We start from the raw sequence: 16,189 nt of genomic DNA, 5'->3' as shown, positions 1-16,189 counted from the left end.
AGCGGTTGCAAGAAGCCCGGCAACAGCAGGCCAATCGGCCGTTGACGGGGCCTGAAAATGTTCAGAAACCACGACTGGTTCACGCCAAGGAGCAACGCCATGCAATCCGATCGACTCAGCCGTAAAGCCCCCCTCGCGATCAGCTACCTGTTCGTGCCGGGCAACCGTCCCGAGCGCTTTTCCAAAGCCTGCGAAGCAGGGCCTGACGCAATCATTCTCGACCTCGAAGACGCCGTTCATCCAGACAGCAAAGCCGTCGCCCGCGCCGCCATCCAGACATGGCAGGAAAGTACGCCGAACGTCGCCTGCGAGCGCTACATCCGCCTGAACAGCGTCAGCAGCACGCTGTTTTCCCAAGACCTTGGCTGGCTCAGCGACTTGCGCCATCCCGAGCGTTGCAATGGGATTTTCCTGCCCAAGGCCGAATGCCCCGAAGCTCTGACGCCGGTGGTCGAACGCTTGCTGGCGTGGCAACCGCAGCTGACGATTGTTGCCATCATCGAGACGGCCAAAGGCTTGCAACACGTCGAGTCGATCGCGGCGATTCCGGGCCTGGCGCGGTTGGCGTTCGGCTCACTGGATTTCTCGCTCGATATCAACTGCAGCCAGGTGCCGGAGGCGTTTCTGTTCGCCCGCAACCGCATCGTTCTGGCTTCACGTACGGCGGACTTGCCGTCGCCGATTGATGGCGTGACGCCGGCAATCAGCGATCTGGCGGTGGTGGCCAGGGATTCCCATTACGCCCGCTCGCTGGGGTTCGGCGCCAAGCTGTGTATCCACCCCGGCCAGCTGACCACGGTGCAGCGCGCATTCCTGCCGGACTCGCGGCAACTGGCGTGGGCCGACCGCGTGATGCGGGCAGTCGCCACGGGCAGCCACGCTGTGCAAGTGGATGGCGAGATGGTCGACTTGCCGCTGATCGAACATGCCCAGCGCCTGCTCGACGTGGCCCGTCAGTATGCGCCCGCCGTCCGCGCCGATGCCTGCTGAAATCCCCGGCGAATCAGGAGATCACCATGGACCATGGTTATCAGATTGCACTGCGACCACTGTGCGACGTGTTGCAGTCGGAGCAGGTCGACCCGGCCAACGTGGCACTGCTGTGCGAGTCGATTGCGCGCGCCGGGCATTGGCTGGAGCCGATCATCGTCGAGCGTTCGCGCGGCATCGTGATGGATGGCAATCACCGGCTCACTGCAGCGTTGCAACTGGGATTGAAACGGGTGCCATGCATCCAGCTCGATTACACCGATCCACGGGTCTGTGTACGGCATTGGCAAACCGGTCAGGCGTTCGAGGTGGCGCGGATTTTCACCACCATCGAGCGCGGTGAGATATTTCCGTACAAGACCACCCGGCACGCGTTTGACCCCGCGCTGCCGGTGGTTGCCATCCCGCTGGAACGTCTCTACGCCTGACCCTGTTTGAGCCCGTGCAAAAAAAACTCGACGGAGGGTGATACTTTTTCGCCAATCGGCTGGCAATAGGAGTGATTACCATTTTCTCTCGATGAAAAGGATCCTCACGTCATGCCTGTTGTCAGTCGTCCTTGCGGTGAGCGGGTGCTAGCACTCGCCGTACGTACCGCCATGCTGAATTTCGTTCTGGTCGCAGGAAGCGCCAATGCCTGGGCCACCAGCGCCGGGCAACCTGGCGTCGCCGCCGACCAGGCGGATGCCGCGCCGGACGCGCTGACCCTCGACACCACCAACATCAACGCCCGTTACAACGCCGCGACCGCGCTGCCGGAAACCCTCGCCGGTGGCCAGGTTGCGCGCGGTGCCCGGCTGGGCATGATGGGCAACAAAGACCTGATGGACACTCCATTCAGCGTTACCAGTTACACCGCCAAGACCCTCGCCGATCTGCAAACCGTGACCGTCGCCGATGCGCTGGAGCGCGACCCATCGGTGCGCTCGACGGGCCAGACGGGCGGAATTGTCGACTCGTTTTTCATCCGTGGCTTTCCGATCGGCGAAGGCAATCTCGGTGAGCTGGCGTTCGACGGTGTCTATGGCGTTGCGCCGAACTATCGCGTGTTCACCGACTACGCCGAGCGGGTCGAGGTGCTCAAAGGCCCCGGTGCGCTGATGTACGGTCTCTCGCCCAATAGCGGCGTCGGCGGTGTGATCAACATCGTGCCGAAGCGGCCGCTGGATGAAGACCTGACTCGCTTTACCGGCACCTATGCCTCTGACTCCCAGGTCGGCGGGCATCTGGATCTGAGCCGCCGCTTCGGTTCGGAAAACCAGTTTGGCGTGCGTTTCAATGGCAATCTGCAGGGGGGCGACACCGCGATTGATGATCAACATCGCGATCTCGGCGTCGGCGCCATCGCTCTGGATTATCGCGGCGAGCGTTTGCGTTTGAACCTCGATTACATCAGCCAGAAAGAAAGCTGGGAGGGCGCTTCGCGACCCTTCACCATCGCCCCGGGTGTCGATGTACCGTCCGCGCCGAACGGTCGCACCAACCTGTCGCAGGACTGGGGCTGGTCGGACACCAAAGAACAGTCGGCCTTGCTCGGAGGCGAATATGACCTGACGGATAACGTCACCGTGTTCGCCCATGCCGGCGGTGGCAAGTCCGACGTCAAGCGCCTGTCCGACCAGGTGCCGAGAATCCTCAACGACGCGGGCGACACCAGCAACATTCCCGGTTACTACAAATTCAACGTCGATCGCTCGACTGCGGATGTCGGCCTGCGTGGCGTATTTGCCACCGGGCCGATCACTCACACCACCACGGTCATGGCGACCCGGTATCAGGATGAGCTGTCGCGCGGCATCAATAACGGCACGGCCATCCTGTCGAACATTTACCACCCGGTCGACAGGCCGCAGCAGTACATCGATTCGCCAAAAGTGTTGCGCGTTTCCGAGTCGGAGCTGTCCGGCGTGGCGTTGACCGACACGCTGTCGATGCTGGATGAGCGTTTTCAGTTGACCCTCGGTGTGCGTCGCCAGGACATTGAATCGCGTAACTACAACGCGGCCGGTGCGGTCAGTTCGAAATACAAGGACAACGCCACGACGCCGCTGGTCGGTGTCGTGATCAAGCCCTGGGAAGACGTTTCGCTCTACTACAATTATGTCGAAGGCTTGAGCAAGGGCGACATCGCCCCGGGCACGGCGGCCAACGCTGGCGAGACCTTCGCCCCGTACGAGTCGAAGCAGCATGAAGTCGGCGTCAAATACGAACACGGCACGTTCATGACCACACTGGCGTTATTCCAGATCGAGAAACCCAGCGGTGAAGTCGGGGCTGACAACGTGTTCTCGGTGCAGGCCGAGCAACGCAACCGGGGTATCGAATTGAGCCTGTTCGGCGAGGTCGCCCCCGGCACACGTCTGATGGGCGGTGTGACGGTCCTCGACGGTGAGCTGACCGATTCGGCGACCCGCGCCAACCGTGGCAACAAACCGATCGGCGTGCCGGACGTGCAAGCCAATCTCTGGGCTGAATGGGATACGCCATGGCTCGAAGGTTTTACCCTGACGGGAGGTGCGATCTACACCGACAGCCAGTATGTCAATCAGGCCAATACTCAGGAGCTGGATGCGTGGACCCGATTCGACGCCGGTGCACGTTACGCGACCAAAATCGAAGGCCGGCCAACGACGTTCCGCGCCACGGTGCAGAACGTGTTTGATCGTGAGTACTGGTCAGGCGTCGCGTCTTACGGCGCGTTCTCCCCGGGTTATCCGCGGACATTGCAGCTGTCGGCCACGGTCGATTTCTGACACGAGGGGCAACCCGCGTGAACATTTCGAAAAAGGAGTATTCGCCATGTTTAACCACCCGGACGCAGGGGCTGCAAACGCCCGTTCAGCCTATCGTACAGCGACCCACCCGTTGGCCGTCGAATTCGAACGCAGTGCCAATGAGGCTGTTCGCGAATTACTGCGACACTTCGGCCTGCGCAGCAGCCTGATCCGTTTCAAAGTGATCAACGCATTGGTGGCGGCCGGTCGCGATGGGCATGCGCTGGGGGTCAATGGGGTGCACAGGTTTGTCGAGTCTTCAGCACCCGAGCTGTCGTTCGTCAGCGTGCGTGAAGTGCTCAAGCGTCTGAGTGGTGTGGGCTTGATAGTCCTCGAAAGCAGTAAGACCTATCGGTTTTCCAGCGAAGCCTGGACAACTCTGCAACAGCACACCGACGACCTGTAGGCGCCGCCAGATGGAGGCCTTGAGGACACGATCAAAGATCGCGGCCTGCGCCAGCTCACAGGATTCCTGCATATTTCACGGCGGCGGCCGCCCGTGAGGGCACGTTCAGTGTGCGTAATAAAGAAGACACGTGAATGCGCACCGTGAACGGTGAAATATCCAGTTCACGGGCGATTTCCTTGTTGGTCTTGCCTTGGGCGATCAAACGCAGCACCTCTTGCTGACGGGGTGTGAGCGGGGTGCCGGTTTCCAGTGGCAACAGCCCTGACGGCGCGAACTTCACCAGCACTTCACCTTCACGAATCGCCAGAATCGCCTGACCGATTTCGTCCGGGGCGATGTTCTTGCCGATAAAACCGTCAATGCCGACAGCCATGACTTCGCTGATCAACGCCTCATCATCGACCATCGACACCACGATCAGCGTGGTCCGTGGCAAGCGCTGGCGCAGCGCGGCGAGCTGGCTGACGCAGGTCAGTCCGGGAAACCGCAGGTCAAGCATCAGGGTGTCGGGCTCTTCACCCGAGAGCAGCAGCGTCAGCACCGCGTCGAGATCGCCGGCTTCGTCGATGACGGCTGCGGGGAGTAGACGCTGCACCGTGCGCAGCATTGCCTCGCGAAACAGCGGGTGATCGTCGGCTATGATAATTCGGCATGTCATGGCATGACCCTCCCTGGGTCAGGCGTTACTCAAGGCTTGCACCTTAACACCGGGCGCAAATGTTGCCTGTAGGCTGCTTCTGAATCTGACGAAAACCGCACAAGGACGTTTCCCGTGAAGTTCGAGAAAAACACCGAACTGGACCAGGCCAATCTGCGCATCATCATCGCTGCGATTGCCGTGGTTTACATGCTCGTCCTCGGCTTTTTGCCGGGGCAGCGTTTCGATACCTATTTGCCGGTGGTCACTTACATCGGCCTGTTTCTGCTGGCCTCGATTGTGCTGCGCCAGGCGATCGTGCGCTGGCCCGGGCATTACCCGGCGCGGCGGATCTTCGCCATGATCCACGACTACACCGGCACCTGCTTTGGGCTGGTGGTCGGTGGTGAGGCGGCGTTGCCGCTGTACGCGGTGATCGTCTGGGTCAATCTGGGCAACGGTATGCGCTATGGCTCGCGCTATCTGGCGATTGCCACGGCGCTGGCGCTGTTGTCGTTGCTGTGTGTCTATCGGCTGACACCGGTGTGGCAGGCGCAACCGTTCATGGTGTTGATGCTGATGATCACCAGCACGGTGATTCCGTTTTATGCGCATCTGTTGCTGGAGCGCACGCGCAAGGCCTCTGAGGAGGCGGTCGCGGCGAATCTGGAAAAGTCGCGCTTTCTCGCCCAGGCCAGTCACGATCTGCGCCAGCCGATTCACTCCATCGGTCTGTTTACCGCGTGCCTGCGTGAGTCGCGCCTGGGTGATGAGGAGCGGCGGCTGGTCGACAACATCGACCGTTCGTTGCTCAACGTCTCGCAGCTGTTCCGCTCGATTCTCGATCTGTACACCCTCGACAACGGGCGCGTCCTGCCCACACTGCAAACCTTCCATTTAGGTCAGTGGCTGGCGGATCTGATTCGTCAGAACGCCGAAGCGGCACGGTGGGCGGGCGTGGAACTGCGCCTGCGTCCCTGTGACTATTGGGTGTGCAGCGATCCGGCATTGCTGGCGACAATGGTGCAGAACGTGCTTTCCAACTGCTTCAAATACGGTGCTCATCGGCCGGTTTTGATCGGCGTGCGTCGGCGCGGGGCTGGGCTGGCCATGGTGATTTGTGACCGCGGCAACGGTATCGCCGAAGAGCATCTGGCCAAGGTCTTCGAGGAGTTTTATCGGGTGCGGCAAGTCCGTGACAAAGACGTCGAAGGCGTCGGGCTGGGGCTGTCGATCGTCAAGCGTCTGGGGGAGTTGATCGGTGTCAGCGTTGCTCTGCGTTCGCAGCCAGGGCGTGGAACGGCGGTGACCTTGAGCGGATTGCCGATTGCCGCGCCGCCCTCGTTAACGGTCACCCGCGATGAGGCGCGGCAGGTCGGTTTGCTGACCGGGCTGAAAGTGTGTCTGGTGGAGGACGACCGCAATGTGCTGCTGGCGACCTCAGCGTTGCTGGAGCGCTGGGGCTGTGTGGTACAGGCGGAATTGACCGCTCTGGACCTGGTTACCGACTGCGACATCATCGTCGCCGACTATGACCTCGGCACCCACGCGACCGGGATCGAATGCATCGATGATGTGCGCCGGCAGAGAGGTTGGGCAGTGCCGGCGATGATCATCACCGGGCATGACGTCGAAAGAATCCAGGCGGCCTTGCACGACCGCCAGATTGCCATTCTGTCGAAACCGGTGCGCCCGGCCGAACTGCGCGCGACTTTACGGACGCTGCGCGACCGCCAACCGGAACCCGCCGAAAGTGCCTTGTAGGCGTCCATGGGGCTGTAGGCGCAGCGGCACGCTGCGATCTTTGATGTTGCTGTGAAAGATCGCAGCCTGGTTGCACTCGACAGCTCCTAAAAGGTCAAGCGTCTAGCGTTTGCACAGGTAATCCTGGGTGATGGTGGTCTGCAGGCAGTTGTACTGGCCCATGGTGCGGCAGACGTTTTTTTCGGAGCCGGTGACCTCGGCGTTTTTGTAGCCCCAGGTCTTGCAGCGTTGTACGGCGACGGTGAGGCCTTGCTCGGCGCTGGTCTGGCCGCTTTCGAACTGGCCCAGTTCATAGGAGACCTGGACGATGCCGTCGTTTTTGCTGCCGCCGGTGGCTTCCCATTGTTTTGGCGTGGCGCAGCCAGTGAGGAAAAGGGCGCTGAGGGTGAGTGTTGCGATCAAGATTTTCATGAGCAAACGGAGTCCTTTACCGAGGCTGGGAAGTTATTGCAGTGGGATTGGCGAAGCGCCTTTTGGCAGGCACGACAGCGGCGGCGACATGATGCCCATGCTCGCCACGGCGATGATTACGCCGCTGGGCAATTCACAGTTGTATTCCCCGGCCGGGGTGTACGCGGTGTAGTAGGTGAGGGTGCTGTCGTTGCGGATGTTGTCGATTTTCGACACCGGTTTACCGATCACCGTTTGCGCGCGTTCTTTCATGCTCGCTTCAGTGGGTTTGACGGTCTGGCAGCCAGCCACGCCGAGCAGCACGGCACCGAATACGGCGATTTTGCTGAGGTTTGCATGCAGTTTCATGGTGTGTCTTCCTTGGTGTTGTTCTGATTTCCAGGCACAACGATCCCGCACGCTGCGAACGGGCAACGTTGGGGAGCATCTGGGGGTGCGGGGGAATATAACGCCAGGCGACAGGGCGGTCGATTAGCACAAATGTGCTAGTGAGGCGCTCAGCGGACGGCTCGCTGGAACCGCCCGTTGGGCCGAGGGGCGTTTATTGAGGGCTGTTGAACTGGTCGGAATAACTGCCTGTCATCAACGCCGAGGCGACGCGATCAGAGCCAACGCCGACGCGCGAATAGGCAAACCGGTTGATGCCGGTACGATCGGCACCGTCAGAAGCGACCGCGCCCGCACCGACATGATCGGCACCATCAGAAGCGACCGCGCCCGCACCGACATGATCGGCACCATCAGAAGCGACCGCGCCCGCACCGACATGATCGGCACCATCAGAAGCGACCGCGCCCGCGCCGACATGATCGGCACCATCGGACGCCAACGCCTGCGGCTGCGCCGCCCAGACATTAGGCACCACCACGGTCGCCACGACCGCCAGAAGCACGCCTGACACTAGCTTGTGTTTCATAGTTTTCTCCATGACCCGGCAGCCACAAAGCGATAAGGCGTCGTTCGCCACGTGTTCGCTGGTGCTACGACTCATTGGCCTGGGTCGTCCTGGTGGGCAAAAGGCACGGGCACGCCGTCTGGCGCGCGGGTGTCGACAGAATAATGATCGAACCGATTGAGTATAGATCGCGATTGCCAGCCGGGGTGGCGGGGGGATCGACGGGCGTTAGACGCTTCTCTTCCTGAGCGATTCGGGCAAAGCTCGAATCAGTCTAAAAACACTGATCCGCGTCGCCGAGCCTTTGCTAGGCTCAAAGATGTAGGCGAAGACGCAGACTGATGCGCAATCGGATAGCAAGGGGGCGTGGGGCGCGCTCCGAAAGGTACACGGTTAGAAAGATCTCCGCGCTGAGATCCAGCCCTTATGCCGTGTGAAGCAGCCGAGGCACTAACTTTCAATTTGACCCGGTACTGTGGGAAGCCCGATAAACCTTGTAAGCCAGAGACCAGCACTGGCCGCCTACTCGAACATCAAAGCCCGCTTCGTGCGGGCTTTGTCGTTCTTGCCAGGTCAGATCGATTGCAGCGCCTGCGCCAGATCGGCGCGCAGGTCTTCGACGTCTTCGACGCCCACCGACAGACGCACCAGACCATCGCCAATCCCCAGTTTTGCCCGGGTATCAGGCGGAATGGTGGCATGGGTCATGATCGCCGGATGCTCGATCAGGCTTTCCACACCGCCGAGACTTTCCGCCAGCGCGAAGATCTTCACGTTCTCCAGGAAGCGCCGCGCGCCAGCCAGATCACTGTTCAGATCCACGGAAATCATCCCGCCAAAACCGCGCATCTGGCGCTTGGCCAATTCATGCTGCGGATGCGAAGTCAGCCCTGGATAGTAGACACGTTTGACCTGCGGCTGCTGTTCCAGCCACTGCGCCAGATCCAGTGCGTTGCTGCAATGACGCTCCATGCGCAGTGCCAGGGTTTTTACCCCGCGCAAGGTCAGGAACGCATCGAACGGCCCGGCAATTGCACCGACCGCGTTCTGCAAGAAGCCCAGCTTCTCGGCCAGTTCTTCGTTCTGGCCGACCACGGCGATGCCGCCGATCACGTCGGAGTGACCGTTCAGGTACTTGGTGGTCGAGTGCAGCACAATGTCGAAACCCAACTCCAGCGGCCGCTGGATATACGGGCTGGCAAAGGTGTTGTCGGCCACGCAGATGATCCCGCGAGCGCGGCAGATTCGCGCAATGGCGGCCAGATCCGACAGGCTCAGCAGCGGGTTGGTCGGCGTCTCGACCATGACCATGCGCGTGTCGTCCTGCAACGACGCTTCGAATGCCGACAGATCGGCCAGATCAACGAAGCTGAAACGATGCCCGGCGCTGCGCTGACGTACCTTGTCGAACAGGCGGAAGGTGCCTCCGTACAAGTCATTGCCGGAAACGACGTGCGAGCCGGCATCGAGCAATTCCAGCACGGTGGAAATCGTCGCCAGCCCGGAAGCGAAGGCAAATGCGCGGGTGCCACCCTCGAGGTCCGCCACGCAGCGTTCAAGGGCAAAACGTGTCGGGTTGTGCGAGCGCCCGTAATCGAAACCCTTGTGCACGCCGGGGCTGTCTTGCAGGTAGGTGGAGTTGGCGTAGATTGGCGGCATCAGCGCGCCGGTGGTCGGGTCCGGCTCCTGCCCGGCGTGAATCACCCGGGTCGCGAAGCCTTGGGATTGATCGTCGTGCTGACTCATGCGAGGGATCTCCGTAATTGGTTGAGCATGTCGGTGCGGGTGATCAGGCCATGGAAGCCAGATGCATCGGCGATGATGGCGACCAGGCCGCGACCGAGCACCGCTTCCAGCTCGGCCAGACTGGCGCCGGGGGCGAGGGTTTGCAGTTTGTCGGTCATCACGCTGGACACCGATTGGCTAAAACGGGCGGCATCTTCGTGCACCGCCAGCAGGATGTCCGACTCGTCGATCACACCGACCAGTTGCTTGCCTTCCACCAGTACCGGCAGTTGCGAGACATCCGCCAGGCGCATGCGCTGGAACGCAGTGAGCAGGGTGTCGTCGGGGCCGACGCTGATCACTCGGCCATCCTCGAAACGCCGGGCGATCAAGTCGCGCAAATCGCCGTAGCCCTTGCGTTGCAACAGGCCTTGATCGGTCATCCACTGGTCGTTGTAGACCTTCGACAGGTAGCGCGTGCCGGTGTCGCAGACAAAACTGACCACGCGTTTCGGCTCGGTCTGTTCGCGGCAATAACGCAGTGCGGCAGCGAGCAGGGTGCCGGTCGACGAGCCGCCGAGAATGCCTTCGGCCTTGAGCAACTGGCGGGCGTGATCGAAGCTTTCTTCATCGCTGATGGAGTAGGCGTGGCGCACGCTGGACAGGTCGGTGATCGACGGAATGAAGTCCTCGCCGATGCCTTCCACCGCCCATGAACCGGGCTTGGGCAGGGAGCCGTCGCGGCTGTATTGCGCCATCACCGAACCGACCGGGTCGGCGAGGACCATTTCCAGATCCGGCTGCACGCGTTTGAAGAAGCGGCTCAAACCGGTCAGCGTGCCGGCGGAACCGACACCGACGACGATGGCATCCAGGTCATGTTCGGTCTGCGCCCAGATCTCCGGCGCGGTGCTGCACTCGTGGGCCAGCGGGTTGGCCGGGTTGTTGAACTGGTCGGCGAAAAATGCGCCGGGAATGTCTTTCGCCAAACGCGCGGCGACGTCCTGGTAATACTCGGGATGGCCCTTGCCGACGTCGGAACGGGTGATGTGCACCTCGGCGCCCATGGCCTTCAAGTGCAGGACTTTCTCGGTGGACATTTTATCCGGCACCACCAGCACCACGCGATAGCCTTTGGCGCGACCCACCAGTGCCAGGCCCAGACCGGTGTTGCCGGCGGTGGCTTCGACAATGGTGCCTCCAGGTTGCAGGCGTCCGTCGCGTTCAGCCGCATCGATCATTGCCAGACCGATGCGATCCTTGATCGAGCCGCCGGGGTTTTGCGATTCGAGTTTGAGAAACAGCGTGCACGGCCCGGTATCAAAGCGGGTGACTTGCACAAGCGGAGTATTGCCGATCAGCCCAAGCACGGCAGGGCGTGATTCCTTTGACATTTCTTCACCTCTAGGTGGTGTTGATCGCGTTCCAATCGCGGGGAAAAGACTCGCGTGCAACATAGGCTCAGACATCGGCTGTCGCAACCTTTAGTCGGTCGTGAATACAGCCATTTCGATCTAACGATAGATCGAAATAAGAGGCCTGCACGGCACGGTTTACCTGGGTTTACATGGAGGCGCCATTGAGTGTCCAAAGGGCGTCTTCACGGCCATCAAAAACTTGATTCGTGAAGAATTTTCTTGCAGCGCAAACGGCTTTGTATTTTGGCTGACCCAAGGACGGGAGAAATTTCAGGAGGAGATAAAGTGATCAGATGATCATGAGCAGTACTTGTGATGATCAAGATTAAAATGAGTTTGTCTCACCAGGCACTGCTGCCGACAATGGCCGCCATCAACAGGATATTGGAGTTGTTTGTTATGGCACTGGCCCATTCCCTTGGATTTCCGCGCATCGGTCGCGACCGCGAACTGAAGAAAGCGCAAGAGGCGTTCTGGAAAGGAGAACTGAACGAGGCAGGCCTGCGTGACGTCGGTCGCGAGCTGCGCAAGGCCCATTGGGACGTGCAGAAAAACGCCGGCATCGAACTGCTGCCGGTCGGCGATTTCGCCTGGTACGACCAGGTTCTGACCCATTCGCTGATGTTCGGCGTGATCCCGGAACGCTTCCGTCCGCACGACGGCAAAGCCAGTCTGCACACCCTGTTCGGCATGGCCCGTGGCGTCAGCGACAGCTGCTGCGGCGGTGCGCACGCTCAGGAAATGACCAAGTGGTTCGACACCAATTACCACTATCTGGTCCCGGAATTCAGTGCGGATCAACGGTTTCAGCTGGGTTGGGAGCAGTTGTTCGAAGAGGTCGAAGAAGCCCGCGCGCTGGGCCACAACGTCAAACCGGTGATCATCGGTCCGCTGACGTATCTGTGGCTGGGCAAGGCCAAAGGCGCGGAATTCGACAAGCTGGAATTGCTCGATCGTTTGCTGCCGCTGTACGGCCAGATCTTCGCGCGTCTCGCCGCCCAAGGCGTGGAGTGGGTGCAGATCGACGAGCCGATTCTGGTGCTCGACCTGCCGCAGGAATGGAAGAACGCTTTCGAGCGTGCCTACAACCAGATCCAGCGTGATCCGCTGAAGAAACTCCTCGCGACTTACTTCGGTGGTCTGGAAGAAAACCTCGGTCTGGCGGCGAACTTGCCGGTGGATGGTTTGCACATTGATCTGGTACGCGCACCGGAACAATACCCGACCATTCTCGATCGTCTGCCGGCCTACAAAGTGTTGTCCCTGGGTGTGGTCAACGGGCGCAACGTCTGGCGTTGCGATCTGGAAAATGCCTTGGCGACGTTGCGCCATGCCCATGAGCGTCTGGGTGAGCGTCTGTGGGTTGCGCCGTCCTGCTCGCTGCTGCATAGCCCGGTGGATCTCGGCCGTGAGGACAAACTCGACGCCGAACTGAAAAGCTGGCTGGCCTTTGCCGTACAGAAGTGCGAAGAAGTGGCTGTTCTGGCCCAGGCGGTGAATGAACCCGAAGCGCCGAAAGTGCTGCGTGCATTGACCGAAAGCCGCTCGGTGCAGGCGTCCCGCGCTGCTTCTGCGCGCATTCACAAACCTGCGGTGCAAGCGCGGGTTGCGGCGATTACGGCCCGGGACAGCCAGCGTCAGTCGCTGTTTGCCCAGCGTATCGCCAAGCAACGCGCTGGCCTGGATCTGCCGCTCTTCCCGACCACGACGATCGGTTCGTTCCCGCAAACCGCGTCGATCCGCCTCGCCCGTCAGTCGTTCAAACAGGGCAAGCTGACCGAAGCCGAATACACCGAAGCCATGCACAGCGAGATCCGCCACGCGGTGGAAATCCAGGAGCGTCTGGGCCTGGATGTGCTGGTGCACGGTGAAGCCGAGCGCAACGACATGGTCGAGTATTTCGCCGAGCAACTGGACGGCTATGTGTTCACCCGCTTTGGCTGGGTGCAGAGCTACGGCTCACGCTGCGTGAAACCGGCAGTGATCTTTGGCGACCTGAGCCGCCCGAAAGCCATGACCGTCGAGTGGATTCGCTACGCCCAAGGCCTGACCGACAAGGTCATGAAAGGCATGCTGACCGGGCCGGTGACCATGCTGATGTGGTCGTTCCCCCGTGAAGACGTCAGCCGTGAAACGCAGGCCCGGCAACTGGCGCTGGCGATTCGTGACGAAGTGGTCGATCTGGAAGCTGCCGGCATCAAAATCGTGCAGATTGACGAAGCGGCATTCCGCGAAGGTCTGCCGTTGCGTCAAGCGCAGTGGCAGGATTATCTGGACTGGGCGACCGAAGTGTTCCGCCTGTGCGCCTCGGGTGTACGCGATGAAACCCAGATCCACACGCACATGTGCTACAGCGAGTTCAACGATGTGATCGAGTCCATCTCGGCCATGGATGCCGACGTGATCACCATCGAAACTTCACGCTCGGACATGGAATTGCTGGAAGCTTTCGAAGCCTTCGCCTATCCGAACGAAATCGGCCCGGGCGTCTATGACATCCACTCGCCACGGGTGCCGGATGCCTCGGAAATGGCCAATCTGTTGCGCAAGGCGGCCAAGCGGATTCCGGCAGAGCGGCTATGGGTCAACCCGGATTGCGGTTTGAAAACCCGGGGCTGGCCAGAGACCGAAGCGGCGCTGGTGCACATGGTCACTGCCGCCCGCCAGCTGCGTAAAGAGCTTGGCTGACACCTTAACCACCTGAATAAACACAACCCCTTGTAGGAGTGAGCCTGCTCGCGATAGCGGTGTGTCGGTCAACTCATCGGTGACTGACACACCGCTATCGCGAGCAGGCTCACTGCTACAGGGGTTGTGTATGAAGTTCAGAATCGGGGATTTCCTTGGCATCGCCGGGAGGCTGTTGTTACTGTGCCCAGCCGCAGTTCAGGTGTTTGCCGCTACATGAGTGATCAACCCGTTATCCAGGCCGTGTCCGAAGCAGACATTCCTGACGTTCTTGATTTTGTTCTAAAGGCCCGCGCCGAGCTGTTCCCCAAGCTCAGCGCGACTGGAATGCCCGATGATCTGGCGCGTTTTGCCGAGGTTTATCTGCGTGGGGAAGGGCGCTTTCTGATCGCTCGTCACGAAGGGCAGATTGTCGCCTCGATCGGCTATCTCCCTTACGACCGACGCTTTCCCAACCTGGATTATCCCGACCGCAACGTGGTGGAAATCGTGCGCCTGTTCGTCGTGCCTTCACAACGGCGTTCCGGGTTGGCCGCGGCGTTGTACCGATCACTCAAAGACCTGGCACTCGCCGACGGGGTCGAGGTGATCTACTTGCACACCCATCCGTTTCTGCCGGGGGCCATCGAGTTCTGGCAGCGGCAGGGTTTCGAGATAATTGCTGTCGACGCTGACCCGGTCTGGCAGACGACGCACATGCACAGCGTCATGAGTGGAATCGAAGAATCTGCGCTCCATCAAACGGGTCCGTCAGGTAATGCGCCCTGACCCCGAACGTCTCCTGTAAGCGCTGTGGTGTCAGCACCTCCAGCGGCTCGCCCAGTGCCACCAGTCTCCCGCGTTCCAGCACCGCCAGACGATCACATTTCAATGCCTGATTAAGATCATGCAGTGCGATCAATGTGGTCACCGGCAACGCCTGCACCACGTTGAGAATGGTCAGTTGATGCTGAATGTCGAGGTGGTTGGCCGGCTCGTCCAGCAACAGGATCTGCGGTCGCTGCGCCAATGCCCGGGCGATGTGTACCCGCTGCCGCTCACCGCCCGACAGGCTGCGCCACAGGCGCGTGCGCAGGTGCATGGCGTCAACGTCGGTGAGCGCCTGCTGGACAATGGCGTCGTCTGCCTGCGACCACGGTTGCAGCGCCGACAGCCAAGGCGTTCGCCCCAGCGCCACGGCATCAAACACGCGAATGCCGTCGTCGGTGTCGGCCTGTTGTTCGACCACCGCGAGTTTTTGCGCAATATTGCGTCGGGCCATTTTGCCCAGGCGCTGACCGTCGAGCAGCACCTCGCCAGCGCTCGGTTCGCGCAGCCCGGCCAGCAGTTTGAGCAGGGTGGATTTGCCCGAGCCGTTCGGTCCGACAATACCCAAAGTTTCGCCGCGCTGAACGTCGAGGCTGACACCGTTGAGCAACTCGGCGCCGCGCACCTTGAAGCTCAGTTCGGAACAACTCAAAACACGGCTCATCGTGCGGACCTGCGGCCAACCAGAATCAACGCAAACACCGGTGCGCCGACCAGTGCGGTAATCACCCCGACCGGAATCACCTGACCCTTGATCAGCGTGCGCGACAGCACATCAGCAGCAATCAGAAACACCGCACCGCCCAGCGCACTGGCCGGCAGTAACCGCGCATGACCGGTTCCAAGCAACAGACGCGCGGCGTGGGGAATGACCAGACCGACAAAACCGATCGAACCGACAATCGACACCATCACCGCCGTCACCAGCGCCGCGCAGCCAATCAATAGAATCTGCACACGTCGCACCGGAATGCCGAGCGACGCCGCCGAATCCGCACCAAAGGTAAACGCATCCAGCGCCCGCCGATGCCACAGGCACACAACCAATCCCGACACGGCCACCGGCACCGCCAGCCACACCGACGGCCAGCGCACGCCGCCGAGATTACCCAGCAGCCAGAACATGATCCCGCGCGCCTGTTCGGAGCTGGCCGAGCGGGTGATCAGAAACGCCGTCAGTGCATTGAACAATTGCGAGCCGGCGATCCCCGCGAGAATGATCTGCCCGGTGCCGCTGGCCGAGCCGCTGACCCGTGCCAGCACAATCACCAGCACGAACGCCGTTACCGCGCCGGCGAAGGCACCGACTGACAATGAGATCATCCCGGCGCCAACGCCCAGCAGCGCCACCATTACCGCCCCGGTCGAAGCCCCGGCAGAAATCCCCAGCAGATACGGATCGGCCAGTGGATTACGCAGCAGCGACTGCAAAATCACCCCGCAGGTCGCCAACCCGGCACCGCAGGCCGCCGCGACCAGTGCGCGGGTCAGTCGGTAGTTCCAGACAATGCCTTCATCGATAGGGTCGAGCACATGTCCGGCGCCCCATAGTTTGTTGGCCAGCACTTGCACCACCACGCCCGGCTCAATCGAGGTTTCACCGATGGCCACGCCGGCAATCACAGCCAACAACAGGGTCGCCAGGGCCAGTAGCGTACGGATCAGGCTGGC

15 protein-coding genes are annotated in these 16,189 nt (G+C 61.0%); 7 read left to right on the top strand and 8 right to left on the bottom strand.

All coding sequences use genetic code 11. From position 1 onward, the window contains the following. Window positions 1-99 precede the first annotated feature (99 nt). The 4 genes from ACM6IV_RS10445 (at window position 100) to ACM6IV_RS10430 (ending at window position 4,170) form a co-directional block, all read left to right on the top strand. Window positions 100-990 (top strand): HpcH/HpaI aldolase/citrate lyase family protein, encoded by an 891-nt coding sequence (locus tag ACM6IV_RS10445; protein ID WP_414869890.1) that lies wholly within the window; start codon window positions 100-102, stop codon window positions 988-990. 26 nt (window positions 991-1,016) lie between these two features. After that, window positions 1,017-1,418: a ParB N-terminal domain-containing protein gene (locus ACM6IV_RS10440; RefSeq protein ID WP_414869889.1), complete on the top strand. Its 402-nt coding sequence runs from the start codon at window positions 1,017-1,019 to the stop codon at window positions 1,416-1,418. Between the two features lie 111 nt (window positions 1,419-1,529). Then, window positions 1,530-3,743, top strand: a complete 2,214-nt coding sequence (locus ACM6IV_RS10435) for a TonB-dependent receptor (RefSeq protein WP_414869888.1) — start codon at window positions 1,530-1,532, stop codon at window positions 3,741-3,743. A gap of 46 nt (window positions 3,744-3,789) precedes the next feature. Then, the gene (locus ACM6IV_RS10430) at window positions 3,790-4,170 is read left to right on the top strand and encodes a fe2+ zn2+ uptake regulation protein (RefSeq protein WP_414869887.1); all 381 of its coding nucleotides are present in this window, start codon (window positions 3,790-3,792) and stop codon (window positions 4,168-4,170) included. A gap of 55 nt (window positions 4,171-4,225) precedes the next feature. On the opposite strand, the gene ACM6IV_RS10425 is transcribed toward ACM6IV_RS10430, so the two are convergent. Continuing rightward, window positions 4,226-4,831, bottom strand: coding sequence for a LuxR C-terminal-related transcriptional regulator (locus ACM6IV_RS10425; RefSeq protein ID WP_414869886.1), 606 nt, complete (start codon window positions 4,829-4,831; stop codon window positions 4,226-4,228). A 114-nt stretch (window positions 4,832-4,945) separates the two neighbouring features. Here ACM6IV_RS10425 and ACM6IV_RS10420 point away from each other — a divergent pair, with 114 nt between their 5' ends. Continuing rightward, entirely contained in the window at window positions 4,946-6,574 is a 1,629-nt protein-coding gene (locus ACM6IV_RS10420; RefSeq protein ID WP_414869885.1) for a hybrid sensor histidine kinase/response regulator, read from the top strand. A gap of 102 nt (window positions 6,575-6,676) precedes the next feature. On the opposite strand, the gene yecR is transcribed toward ACM6IV_RS10420, so the two are convergent. The 5 genes from yecR to ACM6IV_RS10395 all read right to left on the bottom strand — a co-directional run bounded on the left by yecR (window position 6,677) and on the right by ACM6IV_RS10395 (window position 10,999). Further along, entirely contained in the window at window positions 6,677-6,985 is a 309-nt protein-coding gene (gene yecR / locus ACM6IV_RS10415) for a YecR family lipoprotein (RefSeq protein ID WP_414869884.1), read from the bottom strand. 33 nt (window positions 6,986-7,018) lie between these two features. Beyond that, window positions 7,019-7,333 carry a hypothetical protein gene (locus ACM6IV_RS10410; protein WP_414869883.1) on the bottom strand — a complete coding sequence of 105 codons (315 nt, stop codon included), beginning with the start codon at window positions 7,331-7,333 and terminating at the stop codon, window positions 7,019-7,021. A 193-nt stretch (window positions 7,334-7,526) separates the two neighbouring features. Continuing rightward, window positions 7,527-7,901, bottom strand: a complete 375-nt coding sequence (locus ACM6IV_RS10405) for a hypothetical protein (RefSeq protein ID WP_414869882.1) — start codon at window positions 7,899-7,901, stop codon at window positions 7,527-7,529. A 552-nt stretch (window positions 7,902-8,453) separates the two neighbouring features. Further along, window positions 8,454-9,626, bottom strand: a complete 1,173-nt coding sequence (locus ACM6IV_RS10400; RefSeq protein WP_414869881.1) for a cystathionine gamma-synthase — start codon at window positions 9,624-9,626, stop codon at window positions 8,454-8,456. Next, window positions 9,623-10,999 carry a pyridoxal-phosphate dependent enzyme gene (locus ACM6IV_RS10395; protein ID WP_414869880.1) on the bottom strand — a complete coding sequence of 459 codons (1,377 nt, stop codon included), beginning with the start codon at window positions 10,997-10,999 and terminating at the stop codon, window positions 9,623-9,625. The genes ACM6IV_RS10400 and ACM6IV_RS10395 overlap by 4 nt, the downstream gene beginning before the upstream one ends. A 423-nt stretch (window positions 11,000-11,422) precedes the next feature. On the opposite strand from ACM6IV_RS10395, the gene metE reads away from it, so the two are divergent. After that, window positions 11,423-13,711: a 5-methyltetrahydropteroyltriglutamate--homocysteine S-methyltransferase gene (gene metE, locus ACM6IV_RS10390; protein ID WP_414870253.1), complete on the top strand. Its 2,289-nt coding sequence runs from the start codon at window positions 11,423-11,425 to the stop codon at window positions 13,709-13,711. A 216-nt stretch (window positions 13,712-13,927) separates the two neighbouring features. Then, window positions 13,928-14,479 (top strand): GNAT family N-acetyltransferase, encoded by a 552-nt coding sequence (locus ACM6IV_RS10385; protein ID WP_414869879.1) that lies wholly within the window; start codon window positions 13,928-13,930, stop codon window positions 14,477-14,479. Here ACM6IV_RS10385 and ACM6IV_RS10380 read toward each other — a convergent pair. Further along, the gene (locus tag ACM6IV_RS10380) at window positions 14,418-15,182 is read right to left on the bottom strand and encodes an ABC transporter ATP-binding protein (RefSeq protein ID WP_414869878.1); all 765 of its coding nucleotides are present in this window, start codon (window positions 15,180-15,182) and stop codon (window positions 14,418-14,420) included. The genes ACM6IV_RS10385 and ACM6IV_RS10380 overlap by 62 nt on opposite strands. Next, window positions 15,179-16,183 (bottom strand): FecCD family ABC transporter permease, encoded by a 1,005-nt coding sequence (locus ACM6IV_RS10375; protein ID WP_414870252.1) that lies wholly within the window; start codon window positions 16,181-16,183, stop codon window positions 15,179-15,181. Before ACM6IV_RS10375 ends, ACM6IV_RS10380 begins: the two co-directional genes overlap by 4 nt. Window positions 16,184-16,189 lie beyond the last annotated feature (6 nt).

It is taken from the genome of Pseudomonas sp. IT-347P, assembly GCF_949768005.1.
GTDB lineage: Bacteria > Pseudomonadota > Gammaproteobacteria > Pseudomonadales > Pseudomonadaceae > Aquipseudomonas.
The sequence above is the reverse complement of the archived record's forward strand: the minus strand, read 5'-3'. Positions and strand labels throughout refer to the sequence as shown.